Source organism: Halococcus dombrowskii (genome assembly GCF_022870485.1).
Taxonomy (GTDB): domain Archaea; phylum Halobacteriota; class Halobacteria; order Halobacteriales; family Halococcaceae; genus Halococcus; species Halococcus morrhuae.
Genome location: NZ_CP095005.1, coordinates 1,694,169 through 1,716,919, shown reverse-complemented (window position 1 = coordinate 1,716,919; position 22,751 = coordinate 1,694,169). Strand labels below are relative to the sequence as shown.

Sequence of the window (22,751 nt, the reverse complement as noted above, 5' to 3'; positions counted from 1 at the left end):
GGATACGACGGTTGTGCCTAAAAGTCGCGCGTCCCTCGAACGGGTCGCTTTTGCCCACGCTCGCCAACGTTCGACCATGCAGACCGTCGAGGCCGCCGGTCTCCCGATCGGCGACGGACACCCAGCGCGGATCATGGGTGTGCTCAACGTCAGCGACCAGTCACCCTACGAGCCGAGCGTGTTCGCCGACCCCGCCGACGCCGCCGCCTACGTCGACGAGCTCATCGACGAGGGCGCGGAGATCATCGACGTGGGGCTCGAATCGGCGAACAAGCGCTTCGAGGTGCTCTCGGCCGCCGAGGAGCGCGAGCGACTCGACACGGCCATCGAGACGATCGATCGCGTCACGGGGGAAGCGGTGTTCTCGATCGAGACTCGATATCACGAGGTCGCTGCGGCGGCACTCGACGCGAATTTCGACATGGTGAACGACGTCTGTGGCTTCGCCGATCCCGAACTGCCCCGCGTCTGCGAGGCGCGCGACGCGGCGGTCGTGAAGATGGCCAGCCCGCCGGATCTCGAACGACCCGGCGCGCTCGCGGACGTCGACGACATCTACGATGCGCTCACCGAGAACCTCACCGGCAAGACGATCATCGATCCCGCGTTCGGCGGCTGGAGCGAGGACAAAACCCTCGACGACGACCGCGAGACGTTCCGCCGGCTCGCGGCGTTCGGAGCCATCGACCGCCCGATGCTGGTCTCGATCAACCGGAAGAACTTCCTCGGCGAGATCGTCGATCGCGAGACGGACGACCGACTGCCCGCGAGCCTCGCCGCGACGGCGCTGGCCGTCGAGCGCGGTGCGGACGTGATCCGCACCCACGACGTCCCCGAGACCCGCGATGCGGCCCGCATCGGTGACGCACTCGGCGACAGAGCTGCGCTGCGATGAACTTCGCCACGTGGGAACCGGTCTACGAGGCGATTCTCGCCGATTTCGGCTTCGATCGCGCAAGCGACGAGCGCGTCCGGGACCGCCTCGCCGATCTCGTCGGCCCGTTCGCTCTCGATCGACTCGACGTGACGGGTGAGACGGTCGTGATCGCCGGGGCTGGCCCATCGCTCGAAACCGATCTCGATGGGGTCGACACAGCGGACAGCAGCGTGTTCGCCGCCTCGACTGCCGTCGATCGGCTCCAGGAAGCCGGCATCGCCGTCGACTGCATGGTGACGGATCTCGACAAGAATCCGGAAACGGTACGGGCGCTCACGGTAGCGGGCACGCCGGTCGCGGTCCACGCCCACGGCGACAACGGTCCGCTGGTCGAAGAAATCGTACCGACCCTCGATATCGAGCACGTGCTCGCTACGACCCAAGCCGCGCCAGCCGGTCCGGTGGTGAACCTCGGCGGGTTCACCGATGGGGATCGCGCGGCCTTCCTGGCCGATCACTGCGGGGCGAGTAGCTTGGAGTTCGTCGGCTGGGATTTCGACGACGAATCGGTGGCTCCGATGAAGAAACGGAAACTCGTGTGGGCCGAACGACTGCTCTACTGGCTCGAACGCCGGCGCGACGAGCGGTTTTCCGTCCTCGACGGGCGGCGCGACGGGATCGACACGAGTGTGCTACCGGTCAGTTAGGGTTCGAGAACGACCTTGCCGCTCGACTTCCGGTTCTCGATGTACTCGTGAGCATCGGCGGCCTCGGCCAGCGGGAACGTCTCGCCGACGACCACTTCGAGTTCGCCGTTCGTGAGCAGTTCGGTCAGATGCGGGACGGCATCGAGCACGCGCTCGGGGGCGCGCTGCATCGACTGGCCGAGATGGTAGCCCTGGATGGTGAAGTTGTTGAACAGCAGCGTGCTCGTGTCGGGATAGCCGGGTTCGCCGCTCGCGGCACCGTACGACACCATCCGGCCGAAGTGGGTGAGACAGTCGAGGCTGTCAGTCGTGGTGTCGCCGCCGATCCCGTCGAGAACGAGATCGACGCCCTCGCCGTCGGTAGCGTCGTTCACTGCTTCGGCGAACTCGGTCTCGGTGTAGTTGATCGGATGGTTGAGCCCGAGGCGTTCGGCGAGATCGAGCTTCTCCTGCGTGCTCGCGGTGCCGAAGACCTCCGCGCCGGCCTCGCTCGCGAGCTGTGTCGCGGCGGTCCCGACGCCGCCCGCGGCGGCGTGAATCAGCACGCGCTCGTCCTCTTCCAACCCACCCCACTCGAACAGCGTGTTGTGGGCGGTCAGGAACTGGACGGGAAAGCCCGCTGCTTCGGGAAAGCTCATCGATTCCGGGATGTCGAACAGTCCGGCGGCGTCGGCGGTGGTGTACTCGGCGTAGCCCCCGTCGGTCATGGCGACCACGCGCTCGCCGACCTCGCGGTCGACGCCGTCGCCGACCGCATCGATGGTGCCGGCAGCTTCCATGCCCGGCACGTACGGCGGCTCCGGACCACCGACGTAGTGACCACGGCGCTGCATGATGTCCGCGAAGTTGATCCCCGCTGCCTCGACGGCGACACGGACCTCGCCGTCGCCGGGCTCCGGGACCTCGCGCTCGGTCGTCTCGATGACGTCACTGTCGCCGAATTCGGTGATTTCTACGGCCTTCATCACCGATGGTTAGGGGTCTACCCGGATAAACCATCCGGGCGTGGTTTATTCCCTATTTCCAGTCCCGTCGTCGAGCGATCGTGACGACTCGTCGTCGGTAGGCCCTGCGCCATCGGTCTCGGCGTCCGACTCGTCCGTCGGATCGATCGGTTCCGGTTCGGAAACGGGGAGATCGGTGGACGGGTGGAGCGGGTTGCCCGCCGTCGCCCGCGCGGTGAGCGGCTCGCCACGGATGAGCTCCGGTAGGAGGATGCGCGCGAAGTGGACGAACAGTACGAGTAGTAGTGGGCCGAGGAAGAGCCCGTACCAGCCGAACAGCAGTGGACCGATGATGTAGGCGATCATCACCGAGCCGGTGTGGAGATCCCGGCCGGAGACGTAGGGTCGGAGCACGAGGTCGGGGATCGTATCGACGATGACCAGCGAGACGCCCGCGAAGACGAGCGGGAACCAGAGCAGCGTGGGACTGACGAGAACGGCCTCGACGCCGAGCAACAGCGCGACCGGGACGTAGACGATCTTCATGCCGATGACCGGTACGAGACTGCCGACGCCGGTGAGCAGTCCCAGGAGCGTGGGCGAGGGCACGGCGACGCCGGCCGGGCTGACGGCGTTGAGCAGATTGTACGAGATCGCCGCGAGGATCGCCGTCGAGAAGGCGTTCAGGATGTTACCGAAGTAGATCGTCTTCAGATTGCGATCGACCGCGTCGAGGTAGGCGTACATTGGCGTCCCGTCGCCGGCGAGCTGGCTGCGAAACCACGCCGCGAGCTTGTGGTCGTCGCGCAGGAGGTAGAAGGCGAGCGCGAGCACGACGAACAGGTGGATGAGCGCGTTGCCGAACGCGCCGAGATACGCGAACAGCGGCGTCGCAGCCTCGGTGATCGCGTCGATCACGCCGCCGCTCAGGAACTGCTGTGGGTTCTCGATCGCCGAGCTGATGACGGCCTGTGGCTCGGTGCCGACGCCAGCGTTCTCGACGTACGGTTCGAGTGCGTCGAGCACGGGTTGGAGGTTCGCACTCTCGGCGATGTCGGCGAGCTGGAACGTCCCGACGTAGAGCGTGTAGCCGATGAGCACGATCACCGGCAGCGCGACCGTCGTCAGCGAGACCGCCGCCGCGAGGCTCGACGTCGGGATGTGATCGGCGAGCCGGCGGTGGATCGGGCGCGTGATGTAGTAGACGAACAGTCCGAGAACGAACGTCCCGATATACCGCCAGATGATGAACGAGAGCGCGAGCGAGAAGACGACCGCCATGAGCCAGACCGGGATCCGCGAGCGGTCGTAGTCGCCGAGCAGGCTAGCCATGCCGCGAACAGAGCCGGAACGGGTAAAAAGTCGTTGTGCGAACGGGTTCAGACGTCGGGGTCGCCCGTGCCACTCGGCCCGGAACCACCCCGCGTGTCGTCGTCGTCGAACGTGTCCCGGTCGTCGGTACCGCGAGTTCCGGTCGATCCCTCCTCGTCAGTGAGATCGTCGGCACTACTGCGCGCGCTCGACAGCCAGTCGTCGATGTTCTCGGCGACGTAGTCCTTGCTGCCCCAGCCGAGACCGATACCGATGGCGAGGGCGAGAGCGACCGCAAGCGCGCCGAAGAAGGCCGTCACGAAGGAGGCGAACAGCGTCGTGAGAACGGTCGAATCGAACCCCATCGTATCGAGCGCGATGGTGATGGCGAGGTAGTAGACGAACAGCTTCACCCCGAGACCGACGAGATCCGTCAGCCGGCTCCCGTCGGTGCTAGCGACGACGTCCTCGACGAATTCCGCGGCGAGTGCGCCGACGATCAGGACGGCCACCCCGCCGATGAGCGCCGGAACGAACCCGGCGAAGTCGTTCAACAGCCGCGACAGCGCCGGGATCTGCAGGATACCCGCCGCGGTCAGAAGCGTCAGGAAGTAGATGTAGTATTCGACGAGCGTGCCGACGATGCCGCCGATGCCGCCGGCCGACCGCGTGACCCGTTCGAGCGGCGTGTCGTGGAAGTAGCTCCCGAGGTTGAACCCGCCGACGACGTCCGTGACGATGCCGCCAACGATCCGTCCAACGACGAACCCGATGACGAGAACGACGACCGCCGAGAGGATGACCGGCAGAAACGTACCGATATCCGAGAGCAACTGCGAGAGGATCGCGATCCCGAGGATGTCCGATGCGGCGAGTGCGGCGTAGAAATAGACGATGTATTTGACGAGTTTTCCGAGTGCGCCCGCGATACCGCCGTCGCCGCGATCGTCCTGTTCGAGCGGCGTCCCCTGTGTATACTTCGAGAGACCGATTCCCTCGACGACGCGGGTGACGACGGCACCGAGGAGCCGACCGAGTATCCAGCCGACGAGCAGGACGACGATGGCGCTGAGAAGCACCGGCAGGAACGCGATGATGCCCGCGACAGTCTCCTGGAGGAACTGTGGGACCTGTAGCTGTAGCACTGTGCTTTCGAGCGTGTATGCATGGTTCATGGTTCGTAGCGGCCGATCGTACGGGAGCGTTCCGCATCCGTGATCGACCGTACTATCGATATATGTTGAAAGGTAATAAAATATACCATGATTTTTCAGCCAGAACACAGATGAGATAATAGGATAATTTATGTGTTACGGATCGCGTTCCTCTGACAGCCAGCCGAAACGACGGGCGTGGTTGGGAATCGTCGGTGCGTCCCACTCGGAGCGGAGTTTTATCCCTGCCATCCGTGAAGCCAACACATGGCGTACGACTGTTCGTTCCTCACCGACCACCTCGCGGACGGGCAGGTGTCGTTCGGCGACGACGACCGCGACGGCCACGCGGGCGACTGGGGAACCCCCGACGACGAGCGTGTGCGACCCGATGCGGTCTGTTGGCCCGAATCCACAGAGGAAGTAAGCGCGGTGCTTGCCGCGGCCAACGAACGCGAGGTGCCGGTGACGCCCTACGCGGCGGGCACGGGGCTGGAGGGGAACGCACTGCCGGCATTCGAGGGCATCAGCATGGACTGCACCCGGATGGATCGAGTGCTCGAAATCCGGCCGGGGGACTTCCAGATCGACGTCGAACCCGGCGTGCTCGGGTCGGCGGTGAACGAGGCCGTCGCCGACGAGGAACTGTTCTTGCCCCCGTTGCCGCAGTCGGGCGACATCTCGACCGTGGGCGGGATGGTCGCGAACGACGCCAGCGGCGCGAAGACGGTCAAATACGGCGAAGTGAGCGACTGGGTGCTCGGCCTCGAAGCCGTCCTGGCCGACGGCACGGTGATCGAAACCGGCGGTCGGGCGGTCAAGACTTCGAGCGGCTACAACCTGACCGATCTCCTGATCGGCAGCGAGGGGACGCTCGCGGTCGTCACGCGCGTAACGTTCGAACTCGCCCGCCGACCGAAACAGATCCGCGGCGGGCGGGCGACGTTCGACGATCTCGACGCGGCCGCCGCGGCGATCGCCGCAACGATGCAGGCCGGCGTCGACGTGGCAACGATCGAGCTCATCGACCCACTGAGCACGAAGATCGCCAACGCCTACTCCGGGACCGACCTCCCGAACGTTCCGACCGTCTTCCTGGAATTCCACGCGAACCACCACGTCGAGGCCGAGATCGAGGCCTGCCGCGAAATTTTCGCAGAGCACGACGCCGACCGCTTCGAGATGGCCGCCGGCGACGAGATGGACGAGCTGTGGGACGCCAGACGAAACCTCGCGAACGCCATGATCGCCTACGATCCGCCGCGTCGCCCGGCCAAACCCGGCGACATCACCGTGCCGATCAGCCACTTCCCCGAGATCGTCCGCTACGCGAAGGCGCGCGGCGACGAGCACGGCCTCGACGTGACGACGTTCGGCCACGCCGGCGACGGCAACGTCCACTACAACGTGCTGGTCGATCCGAACGACGAGGACGAACTCGCAGCCGGCCGCGAGATCTCCGATGCCGTCGTCCAGCGGACCATCGAACTCGGTGGCACCGCAACCGGCGAGCACGGCGTCGGACGGGGCAAGCGCGAATACATGGTCGCCGAACACGGCGAGGGAAGTGTGGAAACGATGCGCGCGATCAAGCGCGCGCTCGATCCGAAGGACACGCTGAACCCCGGCAAGATCTTTCCCGAAACCGCCGAGGGCGAGCGTCTGCGGATCGAGTGAACCTCAGTCCCCAGTCGTCGTAGCGGTCGAGACGTTTGCGATGGCTTCGCCGTACCACGGCGGGCGCTCGACGGTGGTGTTTCCGAGGTTCGTGTAGCGCACGTGTCGGTGGATCTCGACGGGAGTGCCATCGAGCGACGCCGTGTAGTCGAGTCGGTACTCGTGGACGAGCCCACGCGAATCGACGAACGCGACGAGCGAGAGGTCCCGTGGGTCAGTCCATTGGACCTCGAAGGCGGCCGGGTTCGTCACGTTCGTCGACTCGACGCGATGGATCGTCGTTCCGTTTCGCGTCTCGGTCCCGGTCACGCGGGTCTCGACCGAGCCAAGATAGGCGTACAGCTGTTGGCGCTTCGTCGGATCGATCGAGAGTGCCTCCCGGGGTGGCACCGACTCGCCTTCGACGTTCCGCGGGGATTCGTACGACGTACTGTCGTTCGCCGTGTCGGCCACGAGAACGCGCTCGCCGTTCGACCAGATCGCCCTGGCGAATGCGCCGTCACCGAAGAGCAGCCCGGAGGCGTTTTGCCGGACGTAGTACCGATTGCTGTTGGCCGCGAGTCGGGCGTCGGTCGTCCCCCGATTGTAGGCGGTCCCGTTCGCGTATTCGACGGAGAAATTCCCGTTCAGGGTGTAGGAGGCGTTGCCGAGAACAGACGCGTGGGCTTCACCGAGCGCGAACGCGTCGGTCACACCCCTCTCGGTGAGGCCCGGCGCGAGCCGTGGCACGGGCGTCGGCGTGGGCTCGTCGGTCGGGACGGCCGCGGGCGTCACCGTCCGTGCCGGGGTTTCGTCACCGCCGAGCGCGATCCCGTTGCAGCCGGCGAGGACGACCGCCGCCGCGAACAGTCCGGCGAGGATCGCCTTCCGCATTGTTAACGATGGTACGACGCCCGGCAAATACTTTCTGTGGAATTCAGTCGTGAACCAGCACGTCGAGCACGTCCGGTCCGCCCCTGCCGAGTGCCTCCCCGACGGCAGATGTGATCTCTCCCGGCGACTCGATCAGTTGTCCACGCGCACCGTGGCTCTCGACGTTCGTCGGGATGTCCACTGGTGGGTCGAACTCCATGCCCTGCCAGTCGTACTCGTCCTCCTCGCCACCCATCACGTCGAGCGTGTTGTCCTTCAGAATGCGGTAGTTCCTGTTGTCGGGAATGACGACTGTGAGATCGAGGTCGTATCGTGCGGCGGTGTAGAGCGAGTGCGGGTAGTAGAGATACGAGCCATCGCCGACGAACCCCACGACGTCTCGTGGACTCTCACGCTGACTCTCGGCGAGCGCCGCACCCACCGATGCGGGAAGCCCGTAGCCCAGTCCGCCGCCCTTGTTCGAGATGTACTGCTCGGGCTGAAGCGGCCAGCGCGTCAGCATCGCGTATTTCGCGGTGATCCCTTCGTCGACGATGTAGGCGTCCGAAGCGGCCGCTTCGAGCGCATCGACGAGTTCGGCTTTCGAGGCGCGCGGGTCGTCCTCGTCGCCCTCGCCCATCGTGGCCAGCTGGCCCTCGACCATCTCTTTCACCGAGCGCACCGTATCGAGCCGTTCCTCTTTCCGTTCGTCGTCGAGGCGCTCGCGCAGTCGGTTCGCGAGTTCGTCCATCACGTCACCGGGGTCGCCGATGACGGCTGCGTCGGCGGGCTGGTTCTTTCCGATCTCGTGGATCGCGTCACTCAGATGGATACAGGTCGTGTCGCTGGCGACGAGGTCGCCCTCGTGGCGCGTCAGCGTCGTGTTGGTCGAACAGCCGGCGAAAACCACGGTGTCGGCGCTCAGTAGCGTTCGCGCGAGATCCTCGTCCGGCGGGATCGGCGAGACCCACTGCTCGTGATCCATCGGGAAGTCGACCTCCGAGAGGAGGATCTCGCCGTGGACGCGCGCACCGCTCGCCTCGGCCAGATCGACGGCCGCCGCGACCGCGTCCGCGCCCGCCCGCGCCACGTGGTCGCCGACGACCAGCACCGGCGCATCGGCCTCGACCAGGAGATCGGCCGCACGTTCGATGCTTGCCGCGTCGCCGTCCCCCGCCGTGGGAATCGGTCCGAGTCGCTCGGGGCTGGCGTCGGTTTCGGCGAGCATCGTGTCCAACGGGAGCCCCAGAAAGACGGGTCCCGTCGGCGGCGTGAGCGCCGTCCGCACCGCCCGGCGGACCATCGTCGGAATCGCCTCGACATCGAGGATCTCCTGACTGTCCTTACAGAACTGGCGCGTCATCCTGAGGAGATCGCCCGAGAGGATCGGTTCTTCGTGACGGAAGTCCGAACTGTGGTTGCCGGCCGTCACCAGCAGCGGCGCACCGGCGACCTTTGCGGCGTAGAGATTGCCGAGACCGTGGGCGAGCCCCGGCGCGAGATGGAGGTTCGCCACGCCGAGCGGGATGATCGAGTCGTCGTGGTGGGCATGATACCGGCGCGTCTGGGCGTAGCCGCCGGCCATCCCGACCGCGATGTCCTCGTGGAGCCCCAGCACGTACTCGATCTCGCTGTCGGCGAGGGCATGGACGACCGGGAGCTCGGTGGTTCCGGGATTGCCGAAGACGTGCGTGACGCCGTAGTCGGCGAGCGCGTCGACGAACAGTTGCGCGCCGGTGTAGTCGCTCATCATCGATCCATCGTGGCCCGTGGTGAAATACCTCACTCCGTCCGGGCCGATGGGTTTTCCCCCGAGCGCGCCCAATCGCGTGCATGGCAACCGAAACCGAACGCGCGACGCTCGCCGGCGGCTGTTTCTGGTGTATCGAGGCTCCCGTCGAGGAGTTCGACGGCGTGCTCGACGTGACCTCGGGCTACGCGGGCGGTCACACCGAGAACCCGACCTACCGTGAGGTCTGTTCGGGCACCACCGGCCACGCGGAGGTCGTCCAGATCGAATATGACCCCGAGCGCATCGCCTACGAGGACCTTCTGGACGTGTTCTTCACCGTCCACGATCCGACGCAGCTGAACCGGCAGGGGCCCGACGTCGGCAGCCAGTACCGCTCGGCGATCTTCACCCACAGCGACGACCAGCAGGAGAAGGCCGCGGCCTACGTCGACGCGCTCGACGCGGAGGGTGGTTACGATGACGACGTCGTCACCGAGGTCGAACCGCTCGACACGTTCTACGAGGCCAGCGAGGAGCACCAGAACTACTACGAGAAAAACCCCGACGACGCCTACTGCTCCATCCACGCACAGCCGAAGATCGAGAAGGTGCGGGAGAAGTTCGCCGAGAAGCTCGCGGCCTGAGTCGTCAGATTCGATCGATCTCCGCGGACGTTTTCACCGACGGCGTGGTGGCTATCGCCAATGGAGACCAGCCATCGCGTCGTCGTCGGCGATTCACGGCAGCTCGACGGGGTCGCCGACGACAGCGTCGAACTCGTCGTCACCTCGCCGCCGTATCCGATGATCGAGATGTGGGACGACTTGTTCGCCGAACTCGACCCCGACATCGGCGATCGGCTCGACACCGGCGACGGGCGCGGGGCGTTCGAGCTGATGCACGACCAACTCGCCGCGGTCTGGGACGAACTCGCGCGCGTGCTCGTCGACGGCGGCATCGCCTGCGTCAACGTCGGCGACGCGACGCGGAAGATCGACGGAAGCTTTCGCGTCTGGGGAAACCACTCCCGAATCATCGATGCCTTCGAGGCGCGCGGGTTCGAGCCCCTCCCCGAGATCCTCTGGCGGAAGCCGACCAACTCGGGCGCGAAATTCATGGGCAGCGGGATGGTTCCGCCGAACGCCTACGTCACGCTCGAACACGAGTACATTCTGGTCTTTCGCAACGGCGGGACGCGGCAGTTCGAGCCGAACGCGGAGCGACGCTACGAGTCGGCCTACTTCTGGGAGGAGCGAAATCGCTGGTTTTCGGACCTCTGGACGGACGTCACCGGCGAGCATCAAACGCTCGACGGCGACGACCGCCGGGATCGATCGGGAGCCTACCCGTTCACGATCCCGTATCGCCTCATCAACATGTACAGCGTCGTCGGGGAGACGGTTCTCGATCCGTTCTGGGGGACGGGCACGACGAGCCTCGCCGCGATGGCCGCCGCGCGCGACTCGATCGGTTTCGAGCGCGAACCGTCGTTCGCCGAATCGTTCGACGATCGTGTCGACGACGCTCCCGCGCTCTCCAGGGCCATCGCGAGAACGCGCCTCGACGATCACCGCGCGTTCGTCGACGGACACGGTGTCGACGACTTCGCCTACGAGGCCGACCACTACGATTTCCCCGTCACGACGAAACAGGAACGTTCGTTGCGGCTCTACGCGATCGAGGACCTGACCGCGACCGACGACGGCTACCGGGCCGTCCACGAGCCGATCGACACCGACTGACTGCTCCATGGAGGACGCTCTGAGATCGATCAGGGAGCGAGTGCTGCGGTCGTCGCCTCGATCTCGTCGAGCGTCGCGTCGCGCGGGAACGACACCGAAACGTGATCGACGCCATCGATGGCGGCGAACCGTCCGAAACGTTCGCGCGCCTCTTGGGGCGTGCCGGCGACCGCGATCGAATCGAGGAGTTCGTCGTCGACGGCCGCCATCGCCGCCTCGCGATCGCCGGCCTGCCAGTGTTCGTAGATCGCCTCGGCGGTGTCCTCGTGGCCGATCCGTGCGAGGCTGTCGCGGTAGAACGTCCCCATCCCGCCGACGTAGAAGGCGAGATGCTGGCGGACGGACTCGCGGGCGCGCTTGCCGTCGTCGAGCGCCGCACAGGTCAGCGAGAGCGTCACGCGCACGTCGTCGGGGTCACGGTCCGCGAGCGCCGCCCCGCGACGGAGATCGTCGAGGCGCTCGCGGATCCCCTCGCGGGTGAGCATGAGCGCGTGCCAGCCGTCGGCGAAGCGCCCGGCGAGTTCCACGCTCTTCGGCCCCATCCCGGCCGCATCGACCGCCGGCGCGGGCTCCGGTGGCTCGCAGCGCAGCCGAAAGCCCGAGAGATCGAAGTAGTCGCCGTCGTAGTCGATTTCTTCGCCCGTGAACACCCGCTGGACGATCTCGACGGTCTCACGCGTCCGGCGGAGCGGGTTTCCGTAGTCGACGCCGTGCCAGCTCTCGACGACGATTGGCCCCGATGGGCCGAGGCCCAGCCGAAAGCGCCCGTCCGAGACTTCCTGGAGCGTGGCAGCGGTCTGGCCGAGCAGCGCGGGCGAGCGCGAGTAGATGGGGACGATCGACGTGCCGATGCCGATCTCGTCGGTCCGGTGGGCGATCGAGGTGAGCACCGTCACTGCGTCGCGACCCCACGTCTCGGGCAGCCAGACCCGATCGTAGCCGAGTTCCTCGGCGCGTTCGGCCTGCTCGCAGAGCGCGTCGATGCTCGGCTGTGCGCCCACCGGGAGGAACACGTCGCGATCGGCGTCGTCGCTCATTCTGGCGATTCCATGATGTCCGGCACGCCCCGTGCGGTGATCGTCTCGCCGGTGAGATACGACGCGGCGGGGCTCGCGAGGAACTGGGCGACGTCGGCGATCTCCTCGCTCGTGCCGATCTTGCGATCTACCTCCTCTCGGTCGATCTCGTCGGCGGTGACGCCCATCTGGCTCGCCACGCCCGGCGTGGCGACGAACCCCGGCGCGATGCAGTTCACCCGCACCCCGTCGTCGGCCCACTCGTAGGCAAGCGTCGAGGTGAGATTTGCCACGCCCGCCTTGGCGGCGGCGTAGTGGCTCATGAAGGGTGCGCCCTCCTGGCCGGCGACGCTCGCGAAGTTGACGATCGTCCCTCCGTCACCCTCGCGCATCACCTCACCGGCGGCCTGCGTGCAGTGGTAGGTCCCGTGGAGGTTGATGTCAACGATCGTCTTCCAGCCGTTCTCGGAGATCCCCTCGAAGTTCGCCATGAAGCTCGCGCCCGCGTTGTTGACGAGCGTGTCGAGCCCGCCGAACTCCGCGACGGTGGCCTCGACGAGCGCCTCGACCGACTCGCGATCGCGCACGTCACACTCGACGGCGAGCGCCGATCCGCCCGCCTCCTCGATCCCCTCGGCCACGGGATCGACGTTCTCCTGCTCGCGCGAGCAGATCACGACATCAGCCCCGTCCGCCGCGAAGCGCTCGGCGATCGCGCGCCCGATACCGCTCGACGCGCCCGTCACGAGCGCCGTGTCGCCGCCGACGCTGAACTGTTTCGTGGTCATCGTAGCCACCACCGTACTGTTGTTGTCATCACAACGGTGTTACCGAGCGGGTGCTAATAAATCCTGACCCGGACGGGCCGTGTTGCACAATATAGCCATGGGTTCTCCGTAGAGTTGTTCGATATAGCATGAGTTGTCGCGGAGGGAAAGAGCCAAATCTGACCATCCCTTTGGTCGGGACATGGAACAGTCCGAGCGAAGACAATCGGTCACTCCAGAGGAGGTGCTTGATACGTTTGATCAGCGGGATGACCGGAGTGAACCGCTCACAACTGGAGAGATCGCCAACATGCTCGGCTGTTCGCGTCGAGCAGTACGCAGGACACTCCTTCTACTTGCCGAGCAGGGTAAAATTGCGAGTAAAACGATGGACGGCAAGGCGAAAGTATGGTGGCGGACGAACCTGGTTGCCGATCGTGTAGCCTCAGACATCGTTGAACGCCTGTCCAAGCAGAACACTAGGATTTACAAGCACGTTGTCGGCCTAGTTGAAGCGGTTGTGAGTCGACTCTACAGCACTCTCGAACGAACTCTTGTTCGTTCTCTGCCATCGCAACGTTCGGAAACACGCGGTGTGAACAAAAGCGAGGCATCGACTGACGCCTTTGCGAACGAGATTGCATCCGATGATTCGTTCTGGGAAACCTCCGGAATGCTCCCTCCCGATGAACCGTCGGACGTATCATCCAATGTCGACAGATATCTGTATCGTGAGCGCGGCAACGGCGAATGAGCGTTCGATCTGTACGTCCGTTGTTCATCGATACCGGCGCGTTTTATGCATGGTTCAAGGAGTCTGACGACAACCACAACAATGCCGAAGCTATATTTCAGTCGATTCGTTCGCAGTCACTCCCATATCAGCCATTGTTTACGAGCCGCTACGTCCTCTCGGAGCTAGCAACGCTCATCCTCTACAACGATGGCCACCGCGAGGCGATACGTGCGTTCGATGCAGTCTATACATCTGAATCGTTTACCTTTCTTACCGTCTCAAAAGAGATCTACGCAGCAGCACGTGAGGAGTTCGGTCGTTACAACGACCACGATATTTCGTTCGTTGATCATCTGAGCGGCGTGCTTGCGGACGAGCATGACATCGAACGCATCTTTGCATTCGATGACGACTTTCGAACGCCCGGACTCACACTGGTTCCAGGAGACACGGGCGAACCATGACACCCAATCACGCAGATCGTTGTAATCAAACCAATTTATCGACGGGCTACGAGGCGGTCTTCTGGGACATCGGCGGCGTGATTCTCGATCTCGACTCGGTCCGTGCGGGCCACCGTGCGTTCGTCGGAGCACTCGCCGACGAACACGAACTCGATAGGGAGGAAGCGCTCGCCACGTGGCGCGACGAACTGGGATCGCATTTCAGTACGCGCGAGGGCACCGAGTTCCGCAGCGCGCGGGTCGGTTACGAGCACGCGGTCACGGCGATGGTCGGGCACGAACTGCCCGAGGAGGAGTGGCTGCCGGCCTTCAAGCGTGCAACCCGCGAGAACCTCGAACCGGTTGCGGGAACCGTTGCGGCGATCCGCCGGCTCGAAACCCACGTCCACCAGGGCATCGTGAGCGACATCGACACCTGGGAGGGCGAGGCGCTGCTCTCGCAGTTCGGCGTCGCCGACCGGCTCGACGCGGTGACGACCTCAGAGGAGGTCGGCCGGACGAAACCCGACCCGGCGATGTTCGAGACCGCGCTCGAAAAGGCGGGCGTCGAACCCGCCGCGGCGCTGATGGTTGGCGATCGCTACGAGAACGACATGCAGGGCGCAGCACGGATGCGCATCGATACCGTCGCGTTCGGCGGCAGCGCGAGCGAGGCCGCCCCCGACGATCCGGCCGTCACGTACCGGGTCGAGGATCCGCTCGAAATCGTCGATCTCGTCGGTATCGACGACGGGTGAAACTACTTGTGCCGGCCGTGCCAGGAATTCACATGAGTGACGATTCCTCGAAACCCTACGGCGAACACCGCCAGCGGAACGTCTACGCGTCAGGGATGCTCGCCGACGACCCGCCCGAGCATCCGGTTCGGTACGAGGAGCTCGAACGGCGAGCGATGGCCGCGATGAGCGATGAAGCGGCGGCCTACGTCGCCGGCGGGGCCGGCACCGAGGACACGATCACCGAGAACCGCCGCGCGTTCGCCGACTGGCGGATCGTCCCGCGAATGCTCCGTGACGTTGCCGAACGGGACCTCCAGGTCGATCTCTTCGGGACCGAACTCGATCTCCCGGTCTTGCTCGCCCCGCTCGGCGTGCTCTCGATCGTCCACGAGGCGGGCGAGCTCGCGGTCGCGCGGGCCGCGGCCGAGCACGACGTCCCGATGGTGCTCAGTTCGGCGTCGTCGTACACGATGGAGGAGGTCGCCGAGGAGCTGGGGGAGACCCCGAAGTGGTTCCAGCTCTACTGGTCGGCCGACCCCGACATCACGAGCAGTTTCGTCGAGCGCGCCGAGAACGCCGGCTACGACGCGATCGTCGTCACGCTCGATACGCCCCTGCTCGGCTGGCGCGAGCGCGACATCGAGCAGGGCTATCTCCCCTTCCTCGACGGCGAGGGTGTGGCGAACTACGTCTCCGATCCGGCCTTCCGCGAGCGCCTCGACGTCCCGCCCGAGGAGAACGAAGGTACGGCGCTCATGGAGTTCATCGATATCTTCGGCGATCCCTCGCTCACTTGGGACGATCTGGCGAGCCTCCGCACGGAGACCGACCTCCCCCTGCTCGTCAAGGGCGTACTCCATCCGGACGACGCCGAACGGGCCGTCGAATGCGGTGCCGATGGCGTGATCGTCTCGAACCACGGCGGCCGGCAGGTCGATGGCGCGATCGGCGCACTCACCGCGCTGCCGGGCATCGTCGAGACGGTCGAGGACACGCCCGTACTCTTCGACAGCGGGATTCGCGGCGGTGCGGACGCAGTGAAAGCAATCGCGCTCGGGGCCGACGCCGTCCTGCTCGGGCGGCCCTACGCCTACGGACTGGCGCTCGACGGTGAGGCCGGCGTCGGAAGCGTCCTCGAGAACTTCCGCGCCGATCTCGATCTCACGCTCGCGCTCGCGGGCCACACGAGCTTCGGCGAGCTCGACCGATCGATACTGCTCGATCGGCAGCCATCGGGCGTGGACGATCCTTGATCACTCGCCGAAAACCGCGGCCTCTGACTCGCGCAGCTCCGCGATATCGCGATCGGTGTAACCCGCCTCGCGGAGCACCGCTCCGGTCTGTGCACCGTGTCCCGGAACGCCCGCTGCGGGGTCGGCGTGATCGGACGACCGCGCCGGAAAGACGATGCGCTGTGGCCACTGTGTCCGCTCGACGATCCCCCGCGAGTCGGTCTGCGGATGGTCGAGCGCCTCCGGCAGGGTGCGAACCGGCTCGACGGTTGCGTCGCTATCCGCGAACGTCTCGGTCCACTCGTCGCGGGTCTTCGCGGCGAACAGCTCGGTCAGTTCCTCGCGCAGCGCCGCACGCGTCGCCGCGTCGTCCGTCATGTGTGTCTCGACGAGGTCCTCCCGGCCGACGGTCTCGCAGAACGCGTTCCAGAAGGGCGGTTCGAGCGCTGCGATCGAGACGAACTTCCCGTCGGCAGTCTCGTAGATCCCGTACCAGGGTAACTCCCCCGTGAGAGCCGTCTTCCCGGGACGTGGCGTCTCGCCCGCGAGCGCGTCGGGCGCGAGCGCTTGCGAAAAGGAGAGCAACACGTCAGTCATGGCGATATCGAGGTACTCCCCACCGGTGTTGCCGAGCGCGCGCGAACAGAGCGCGCCGACGATCGAGAACGCGGCGAAGAGCCCGCCGGCCATGTCGCCGACCGGAACGCCCGGCACCTGTGGTGTCGCGCTCTCGTCGGCACGGGTCATGTCGAGCAGGCCCGAAAAGGCGGCGTAGTTCAAATCGTGGCCCGCACGGGTCCGGTACGGCCCGGTCTGTCCGTAGCCCGACAGCGAGCAATAGACGATCTCGGGGTTGTGCTCGCGAACCGAGTCGTCGTCGACGCCGAGGCGTTCGGTGACGCCCGGCCGGAACCCCTCGATCAGCGCGTCGGCATCGCTCACGAGGTCGAAGAACGCCTCGCGCCCCGCATCGCTCTTGAGGTCGAGCGCGACGCTTCGCTTGCCCCGATTGACCGCCTCGAACAGCGTTCCGTCGCTCCCCTCGCTCTCGAAGCTCATCCAGCGGGTCGGATCACCGGTGGCGGTGTCCTCGATCTTGACGACCTCCGCTCCGGCGTCGGCGAGCAGTTGGGTGGCGTACGGACCTGGCAGGTGACGCGTCAGATCGAGCACGCGAACGCCATCGAGTCGCATACCCAATGCTCCGGCGGCTGGGTGATAATCCTTCGCGTCAATCTTCTTCCAGCCCCTCGCGGAGATCAGCGAACAGTTCCTCTTCGCGGTCGGCGATGGCCGCAGCCTGCTCGCTCGCGCGCTCGAAGAGCTCCACGGTCGGCGTCTCGCTCGCCGCACGAAGCGTGTCGCCGAGTGCGCTCCAGTCGTCGGCGATCGCGCGGGTTCGATCGGCGAACGAGTCGTCTAAGAAATCGAGCTGAGCGAGGAAATCGGCGTACAGCCGCCGGAACGCACCGCCGCCGGTGCCGCGGCGCTCGATGTTCTGGTAGGCAAAGCGTGCAGTCCAGGACGCGTCGTCCAGCTTCGTCCACTCGGGAAGCTCGCGTGCGAACCGGCGAATCCCTGCCACGCCCTGCGTGCCCCACGCGCCGGATTCATCGTCGGTGAGCATGCCCTTCGCCGCCCGTGCGATCGCCGCCCGCGCTGCGCACTCGATCGACGTGTTCGGCGACGGTCGCTCGCCATCGACAGCGAGCCAGCGGTTCGACAGCGGCCCGACGAAGCCGTGTTCCGAGCCCCATGCTTGCCGGAGGCGGTCGATCGGCAGCCGCTGGACGGTCTCGAACTCGCTGTCCGAGAGCAGCACGTCGTCTCCCTCGGTGCCGAGGCAGACGAGCGTGTGCGGGCCGAAGTGGGTGTCAGTTCCGTAGTAGTCGAGGTAGTATCAGTACCTCACAAAGCGGGTTAGGTGAACGGGCTGCTTGGTGGATTGATGGAGGCCAACCAAGCAGCCAGTGAACTCACAGAGGACCAGGTGCTTAACTTTCTCGTCAACACGCTCAACGAGGAGATCGATATCGGACTCGGCGAGAACGCCGATATCGACTCCAAGGACATCTGGGACGTCCTCGTCGGCGCAACAGCCGACGAGGACTCGGTCAGTCACCTCTGTGAGATTTCAGAGGACTCACCCCACGGCAATACGATTCTCCATCACCTCCGGACGAAGTTCGAGCTCGCAGAGCTCGAACGAGTCGGCAAGACGCTCATCCAACAGGATACCCTCGAACTCCTTCCGGATCGGCCGGTGGAGGTCGTCGCCGACCTCCACCTCCGTCCGTACTACGGCGAGGAGTACGACTCCAAGGAAGAACTCTACGAGTCACTCGCCAAAGCTGGAACGACCACGTTCCACGGCTATGCCACACTCTACGCCCGCGTACGCAACAAACGCTACACGCTGGCGGTGCGCCGTCTCACCGACGGCGACACCGCCAGCTCGATCCTCGCGGAACTGCTCGGCGTGCTCAACGGCCTTAACCTTGAAGTCAAGGCCGTCTACCTCGATCGGGAATTCTACGATACGTACTGTCTGACGCTGCTCGCTGCCCACAACTACGCTTTCGTCATGCCGATCGTGAAGTGGGGCGAGAAGATTCAGACCGAACTGAGTGAAGGCTGGAGCCGCGTGATCGACCACGACCTCCGAGGGGAAATCGACGGTCACACGTGGACCGTCGATTTCCCGGTCTACATCGACTGTACGTACCAACAAGGAAAGTACGACGAGGAAGGTGTGGCGCGTCACGGCTACGCCGTTGACGCGCCGTTCATCGACACACCGCGTCAGGCTCGGAAGTACTACAGCCGACGCTTCGGGATCGAATCGACCTACCGGTTGTCCGAACGAAGTATTGCGATGACGACGACACAGAATCCGGCGGTGAGGTTTCTGTACGTGCTGATCAGCTACCTCCTCCAGAATGCGTGGCGGTATCTCCACTGGGAGTACGTGGCGTCGCCGCGCCGAGGCGCGCGACGCCTCTGGCCGTGGCGATTCGATGAATTCCTCGGAATGGTGCGGAGAGCAGCGGAGACGGCGCTCGCGGTGCGTCGCGCCGTCCCCGCAAACAAGCCACCGGACGACCGCTTCGAGCGGTAATCCACCGACCGGGAACGCCTACTCAGCGAGTGGCAACACCGTTGCGTCGGCGGCGTTCCGCCGCCGACTGCGACAGGTTTGATGCTCTCGGTGTCGAACAACCCTCCTCAGCAGTTACTCGGCACCGATTTCTCCACCGAATTCACACTCAGAAGCAGTCAACCGACGAGCTTTGTGAGGTACTGAGTATAGGTCGGCGAACAGCACGACGGGTGTTCCGCCCACGATTCGCGCGTTGACGGCCTCCCAAGCCGTCTCCCAGTCTGATCCGTCTTCCTCCGCAAACGGGATCGCGAGGGTGTCGAAGAAGCTCGATTCGAGCCACGAGGTTCGGCCCATGATGGTGCGGCTGGCGGGGCCCTTCTCGTAGTAGCCGAAGCCGATGCCAGCCCCGAGACCGAAACAGAGCGGCTCGTCGAACCCCCAGCCGTAGCGCGCCGCCAGGTTGCGCAACGAGGCCGACCCGCAGTGTGCACCCGGTCGGTGTGGGTAGTCGGCGATCGACATACCGACTTCCTCGCGCGTCCGCGCCATAGCCGTGTCGGCGCTGCCTATCCGGTGAGTTCGGCGACAGCTGCCTCGATCTCCGCGCGCGGGACGGGCGAGATCCAGTCCTCGCCGAGCCAGCGGTGGACGACGCGCCGATTCTCGTCGAGAACGAAGACGGCACGGCGTGCGGTTCGCGTCTCGCCCATCCCCGAGCGCGTCGTGAGCAAATCGTACGCCTCGGCGGCCACCCCCTCGCCGTCGCTGAACAGTCGAAAGGGACTGTCGAGATAGCGGATGAAGGCGTTCTGCGCGTAGGGGCCCTCGCGACTCACACCCACGACAGGGATTTCGAACTCGTTCCAGCCGGCGCGCTCGTAGCGCTTCCACCAGTTCTCGTCGATGGCGCTGAACGAGAAGCCGTAGAAGACGACCACGCAGCCGCCGTCGCAAACGTTCGAGAGGCTGGCCGTGTGGAAGGTCTCGCCGTCACAGAGCAGCGCCGTGAAATCGGGCGCGCGCTTGCCCTCGGATGGTGGCATGTCTCATGCTGGACGGACGGGCACAAAACGCCGTCGGCGGGAGGTTTTTGTCCGTGGCCATCGGACACGGGGCATGGCAATCACGCTCTACCGTCTCGAAGGCTGCCCGCACTGTGAAGCCGTCGTCGATCGCCTCGACGATCTGGACATCGACTTCGACAGCATCTGGGTCGAGGCGCTGCACTCCAAACGCGACGAGGTGAAGCGCGTCTCCGGCCAGCGCGACGTCCCGGTGCTCGTCGACGACGAGCGCGGCATCACGATGAGCGAATCCGATCGCATCGTCGAACACCTCGATCGTTCGTACGCCGCGGCCTGATCCGGATACCCCTCCCACTCTTTTATCCTCGCGCCGCCTGGAACGACGGTATGGCCGACGAAACACTGTTCGAAAGCGAGCGTCAGCGGAGCCGTACGGATATCGCTGGCGTGCTCAGGTCGCTGGCGACGGCGCTCGAAAACGATGGACCGGTGACGCTCGAAGACGGGGCACAGTCGATCGATATCGACCCGCCGGCGACCCCGACGTTCGAGATCGAGGTCGAACGTGAGTCCGGGAAATGCAGTTTGGAACTGGAGCTCGAATGGAACGAGCACGAGGAGGGTGAGAATGTTTCGGCGGCCGCCGAGGGAGAGTCCGCAGAGAGCGACGATACCGGAGCCGAACCCGCTCAGAGCCTCGGTCGTTTCGAGGTCTTTCGGGACAGAGCGAGCGAGTGGCGCTGGCGGCTCGTCCACCGGAACGGGAACATCATCGCCACGGGCGGCGAGGGCTACACGAGCAAGCAGAACGCGCTCAAGGGGATGCGAAGCGTGATGCAAAACGCCCCCGACGCCGACGTTGTCTCCGAGTAGGGCGGCCGGAAGTGGGGTGGCTGGAGCGATGGCGCGAACCGGAGTGACGGCGAGAGCGCTTAGTCGAGGTCGTGCGGGTCGAGCCCGGCATCCTCGACGGCCGGCGCGCCGATGGCGAGCACGATCCCCTGATCGTCGCCCAGATAGCGGTGGCCGTGGCCGATCTCGGGCCCGGCAGCGTAGAACGTACCCGGGCCGACCTCGTGGATCTCCTCCTCGCCCGAGCGGCCGAGTTTGACCGAAAATTCGCCTTCGACGATGTAGTAGAGCTCCTCCTGTTCGGCGTGGGCGTGGTACTGGATCTCCTCGCCGGGGTCGAAATACCAGAGTTTGACGTTCGTCTCGTCGGTGCCGAGCGCGTCGTCGACCGAACGGATGTCGAGATCCGGCGGGAGCTCCTCGACGTCGGAGAGGTCGGTGACGCGCACGTCGTCCGTGTGTACGATTCCGTGGTCCATGCGTCATCGACAGTCGGCCGGCGCAAAAGGTTGTGCCCGGCCAGTCCGAACCCGACGATCAGCCGTCGAAACGCGGAACCGCCTCGATCTCGGCCGAGTCGGTGTCTTCGAAGGCTGCGCGCGCGATGGTTCGCTTGTGGACCTCGTCGGCCCCGTCGACGATGCGGAAGGCACGCACCGCATCGTAGAAGTCAGCGAGCGGCAGGTCCCTGCTGATGCCGGCCCCACCACAGCACTGGATCGCGAGATCGATCATTTCCTGGGCGACGTTGGCGGCGAAGACCTTGCTCATCGAGACCTCGACTCTGGCCTCCTCACCGGCGTCGAGCTTCGTCGCGGCGTCCCTCACCATCGTCCGCGCGGCGTGCAGACGGGTTTCGGCCTCCGCGATCGCGAACCGCTGGGCCTGTTTGTCCGCAAGCGACGAGCCGAACGCCTCGCGCTCGTTCATGTAGGCTTTCGCCACGTCGAGCGCGCGATCGGCCATCCCGGAAAAGCGCATGCAGTGGGTCAGTCGCGCAGGCCCGAGGCGCTGCTGAGCGACGGTGAACCCCTCGTTTTCCTCGCCGAGGAGGTTCTCCTCGGGCACGCGCACCCCGTCGAAGCGGATCTCGGCGTGGCTCTCGGGCATGAGATCCTGGCCGAGATGGGGGATGTCGCGGACGATCTCGACGCCCTCCGTGTCGGTCGGCACGAGGATGATCGAGCAGCCGGCGTAGGGGTGGGCCTCCTCGTCGGTGCGAGCCATCACCAGCAGTACGTCGGCCGCGCTGCCCTGTGTCGTCCACCATTTGTGGCCATCGATGACCCACTCACCGTCTTCCTTTTCGGCCGTCGTGCGAAGCATCTTCGGGTCCGATCCGCCGCCGGGAGCTGGTTCGGTCATCGCGAAACCAGAACGAATCTCGCCCGCCACCAGCGGATCGAGCCACTCCTCTTTCTGTGCCCCGGTGCCGACGAGTTCGAGCGTGTGCATGTTCCCCTCGTCGGGTGCGTCGACACGCATCGCGGGCGCGCCGAGGAGGCTTCGACCCGCCTCCTCGAACAGCGGTAGCACGTCCCGCAGCGCGATCCCCATTCCACCATGCTCTTCGGAGATTTGGGGTGCATACACGTCGTACTCGCGGGCCTGTTCTCGTAGTTCGTCGATCGTCTCCTGGGAGACGCTGCCAGCGGCGTTGGCGCGCTCCTTCGGTAGCACGACTTCATCCATGAATTCACGGGCGCGATCGCGCAGTTCCTGTGCGGTCGCCGAGTCGTCGTAGTCCATGCACCCTCTTCTCGGCACTACATTGTAAAACGGTAGGGCGATTACTGACGATTCCACACACAGTCGGTGAATGTGACTGATTTCGCCGATCG

At 65.3% G+C, this 22,751-nt stretch carries 25 protein-coding genes; 12 read left to right on the top strand and 13 right to left on the bottom strand.

Features of this window, described 5'->3' with window-relative positions; all coding sequences use genetic code 11:
* Window positions 1–76 precede the first annotated feature (76 nt).
* Both folP and MUK72_RS08920 read left to right on the top strand, forming a co-directional pair.
* Window positions 77–895, top strand: coding sequence for a dihydropteroate synthase (gene folP, locus MUK72_RS08925; RefSeq protein WP_244699146.1), 819 nt, complete (start codon window positions 77–79; stop codon window positions 893–895).
* Window positions 892–1,584, top strand: a complete 693-nt coding sequence (locus tag MUK72_RS08920; protein WP_244699144.1) for a 6-hydroxymethylpterin diphosphokinase MptE-like protein — start codon at window positions 892–894, stop codon at window positions 1,582–1,584. Before folP ends, MUK72_RS08920 begins: the two co-directional genes overlap by 4 nt.
* On the opposite strand, the gene MUK72_RS08915 is transcribed toward MUK72_RS08920, so the two are convergent.
* Genes MUK72_RS08915 through MUK72_RS08905 form a run of 3 tightly spaced genes read right to left on the bottom strand, consistent with a single transcriptional unit; the run spans window position 1,581 to window position 4,984 of the window.
* Window positions 1,581–2,549, bottom strand: coding sequence for a quinone oxidoreductase family protein (locus MUK72_RS08915; protein ID WP_244699139.1), 969 nt, complete (start codon window positions 2,547–2,549; stop codon window positions 1,581–1,583). The two genes, MUK72_RS08920 and MUK72_RS08915, sit on opposite strands and share 4 nt — an antisense overlap.
* 45 nt (window positions 2,550–2,594) lie before the next feature.
* The gene (locus MUK72_RS08910) at window positions 2,595–3,860 is read right to left on the bottom strand and encodes an AI-2E family transporter (protein WP_244699137.1); all 1,266 of its coding nucleotides are present in this window, start codon (window positions 3,858–3,860) and stop codon (window positions 2,595–2,597) included.
* Window positions 3,861–3,907: 47 nt separating this feature from the next.
* Window positions 3,908–4,984 (bottom strand): mechanosensitive ion channel family protein, encoded by a 1,077-nt coding sequence (locus MUK72_RS08905; RefSeq protein ID WP_244699135.1) that lies wholly within the window; start codon window positions 4,982–4,984, stop codon window positions 3,908–3,910.
* Window positions 4,985–5,260: 276 nt separating this feature from the next.
* Here MUK72_RS08905 and MUK72_RS08900 point away from each other — a divergent pair, with 276 nt between their 5' ends.
* Window positions 5,261–6,670, top strand: a complete 1,410-nt coding sequence (locus tag MUK72_RS08900; protein WP_244699133.1) for an FAD-binding oxidoreductase — start codon at window positions 5,261–5,263, stop codon at window positions 6,668–6,670.
* A 3-nt stretch (window positions 6,671–6,673) separates the two neighbouring features.
* Here the strand turns inward: MUK72_RS08900 and MUK72_RS08895 are convergent, their stop codons facing one another.
* Both MUK72_RS08895 and MUK72_RS08890 read right to left on the bottom strand, forming a co-directional pair.
* Window positions 6,674–7,543: a DUF7537 family lipoprotein gene (locus MUK72_RS08895; protein WP_244699131.1), complete on the bottom strand. Its 870-nt coding sequence runs from the start codon at window positions 7,541–7,543 to the stop codon at window positions 6,674–6,676.
* Between the two features lie 43 nt (window positions 7,544–7,586).
* The gene (locus MUK72_RS08890) at window positions 7,587–9,275 is read right to left on the bottom strand and encodes a thiamine pyrophosphate-binding protein (RefSeq protein WP_343750060.1); all 1,689 of its coding nucleotides are present in this window, start codon (window positions 9,273–9,275) and stop codon (window positions 7,587–7,589) included.
* A gap of 80 nt (window positions 9,276–9,355) precedes the next feature.
* Here MUK72_RS08890 and msrA point away from each other — a divergent pair, with 80 nt between their 5' ends.
* Together msrA and MUK72_RS08880 are read left to right on the top strand one after the other, a co-directional pair.
* Entirely contained in the window at window positions 9,356–9,898 is a 543-nt protein-coding gene (gene msrA / locus MUK72_RS08885) for a peptide-methionine (S)-S-oxide reductase MsrA (protein ID WP_244699118.1), read from the top strand.
* A 60-nt stretch (window positions 9,899–9,958) separates the two neighbouring features.
* Window positions 9,959–10,996 (top strand): DNA-methyltransferase, encoded by a 1,038-nt coding sequence (locus MUK72_RS08880; RefSeq protein WP_244699115.1) that lies wholly within the window; start codon window positions 9,959–9,961, stop codon window positions 10,994–10,996.
* A 29-nt stretch (window positions 10,997–11,025) separates the two neighbouring features.
* Here MUK72_RS08880 and MUK72_RS08875 read toward each other — a convergent pair whose 3' ends face one another.
* Complete coding sequence (locus MUK72_RS08875; protein ID WP_244699111.1) at window positions 11,026–12,033, bottom strand: TIGR04024 family LLM class F420-dependent oxidoreductase; 1,008 nt, start codon at window positions 12,031–12,033, stop codon at window positions 11,026–11,028.
* A complete protein-coding gene (locus tag MUK72_RS08870) occupies window positions 12,030–12,800 on the bottom strand; it encodes an SDR family NAD(P)-dependent oxidoreductase (protein WP_244699108.1) in 771 nt (256 codons plus the stop codon). Before MUK72_RS08870 ends, MUK72_RS08875 begins: the two co-directional genes overlap by 4 nt.
* Before the next feature lie 181 nt (window positions 12,801–12,981).
* Here MUK72_RS08870 and MUK72_RS08865 point away from each other — a divergent pair, with 181 nt between their 5' ends.
* Genes MUK72_RS08865 through MUK72_RS08850 form a run of 4 tightly spaced genes read left to right on the top strand, consistent with a single transcriptional unit; the run spans window position 12,982 to window position 15,951 of the window.
* Window positions 12,982–13,533, top strand: coding sequence for an HTH domain-containing protein (locus MUK72_RS08865; protein ID WP_244699105.1), 552 nt, complete (start codon window positions 12,982–12,984; stop codon window positions 13,531–13,533).
* A 20-nt stretch (window positions 13,534–13,553) separates the two neighbouring features.
* Window positions 13,554–13,979, top strand: a complete 426-nt coding sequence (locus MUK72_RS08860) for a type II toxin-antitoxin system VapC family toxin (RefSeq protein ID WP_244699101.1) — start codon at window positions 13,554–13,556, stop codon at window positions 13,977–13,979.
* Window positions 13,976–14,716 (top strand): HAD family hydrolase, encoded by a 741-nt coding sequence (locus MUK72_RS08855; protein WP_244699098.1) that lies wholly within the window; start codon window positions 13,976–13,978, stop codon window positions 14,714–14,716. The genes MUK72_RS08860 and MUK72_RS08855 overlap by 4 nt, the downstream gene beginning before the upstream one ends.
* Before the next feature lie 32 nt (window positions 14,717–14,748).
* Window positions 14,749–15,951 (top strand): alpha-hydroxy-acid oxidizing protein, encoded by a 1,203-nt coding sequence (locus tag MUK72_RS08850; RefSeq protein ID WP_244699095.1) that lies wholly within the window; start codon window positions 14,749–14,751, stop codon window positions 15,949–15,951.
* On the opposite strand, the gene MUK72_RS08845 is transcribed toward MUK72_RS08850, so the two are convergent.
* Window positions 15,952–17,124 carry a CaiB/BaiF CoA transferase family protein gene (locus MUK72_RS08845; protein WP_244699092.1) on the bottom strand — a complete coding sequence of 391 codons (1,173 nt, stop codon included), beginning with the start codon at window positions 17,122–17,124 and terminating at the stop codon, window positions 15,952–15,954. It lies immediately after the preceding gene.
* Window positions 17,125–17,161: 37 nt separating this feature from the next.
* Window positions 17,162–17,752: a DUF4872 domain-containing protein gene (locus MUK72_RS08840; protein ID WP_244699090.1), complete on the bottom strand. Its 591-nt coding sequence runs from the start codon at window positions 17,750–17,752 to the stop codon at window positions 17,162–17,164.
* 126 nt (window positions 17,753–17,878) lie between these two features.
* Here MUK72_RS08840 and MUK72_RS08835 point away from each other — a divergent pair, with 126 nt between their 5' ends.
* Window positions 17,879–19,048 carry an ISH3 family transposase gene (locus MUK72_RS08835; protein ID WP_244698896.1) on the top strand — a complete coding sequence of 390 codons (1,170 nt, stop codon included), beginning with the start codon at window positions 17,879–17,881 and terminating at the stop codon, window positions 19,046–19,048.
* A gap of 114 nt (window positions 19,049–19,162) precedes the next feature.
* On the opposite strand, the gene MUK72_RS08830 is transcribed toward MUK72_RS08835, so the two are convergent.
* Both MUK72_RS08830 and MUK72_RS08825 read right to left on the bottom strand, forming a co-directional pair.
* A complete protein-coding gene (locus MUK72_RS08830; protein WP_244699086.1) occupies window positions 19,163–19,555 on the bottom strand; it encodes a BtrH N-terminal domain-containing protein in 393 nt (130 codons plus the stop codon).
* Window positions 19,556–19,599: 44 nt separating this feature from the next.
* Window positions 19,600–20,076, bottom strand: a complete 477-nt coding sequence (locus tag MUK72_RS08825) for a redoxin domain-containing protein (protein WP_244699081.1) — start codon at window positions 20,074–20,076, stop codon at window positions 19,600–19,602.
* A gap of 73 nt (window positions 20,077–20,149) precedes the next feature.
* Here MUK72_RS08825 and MUK72_RS08820 point away from each other — a divergent pair, with 73 nt between their 5' ends.
* Both MUK72_RS08820 and MUK72_RS08815 read left to right on the top strand, forming a co-directional pair.
* Window positions 20,150–20,395: a glutaredoxin family protein gene (locus MUK72_RS08820; RefSeq protein ID WP_004052097.1), complete on the top strand. Its 246-nt coding sequence runs from the start codon at window positions 20,150–20,152 to the stop codon at window positions 20,393–20,395.
* Between the two features lie 50 nt (window positions 20,396–20,445).
* A complete protein-coding gene (locus MUK72_RS08815) occupies window positions 20,446–20,931 on the top strand; it encodes an HVO_2922 family protein (RefSeq protein WP_244699078.1) in 486 nt (161 codons plus the stop codon).
* A gap of 59 nt (window positions 20,932–20,990) precedes the next feature.
* On the opposite strand, the gene MUK72_RS08810 is transcribed toward MUK72_RS08815, so the two are convergent.
* Both MUK72_RS08810 and MUK72_RS08805 read right to left on the bottom strand, forming a co-directional pair.
* A complete protein-coding gene (locus MUK72_RS08810) occupies window positions 20,991–21,389 on the bottom strand; it encodes a cupin domain-containing protein (RefSeq protein WP_244699075.1) in 399 nt (132 codons plus the stop codon).
* Between the two features lie 58 nt (window positions 21,390–21,447).
* Window positions 21,448–22,659 carry an acyl-CoA dehydrogenase family protein gene (locus tag MUK72_RS08805; protein ID WP_244699072.1) on the bottom strand — a complete coding sequence of 404 codons (1,212 nt, stop codon included), beginning with the start codon at window positions 22,657–22,659 and terminating at the stop codon, window positions 21,448–21,450.
* Between the last annotated feature and the right edge of the window lie 92 nt (window positions 22,660–22,751).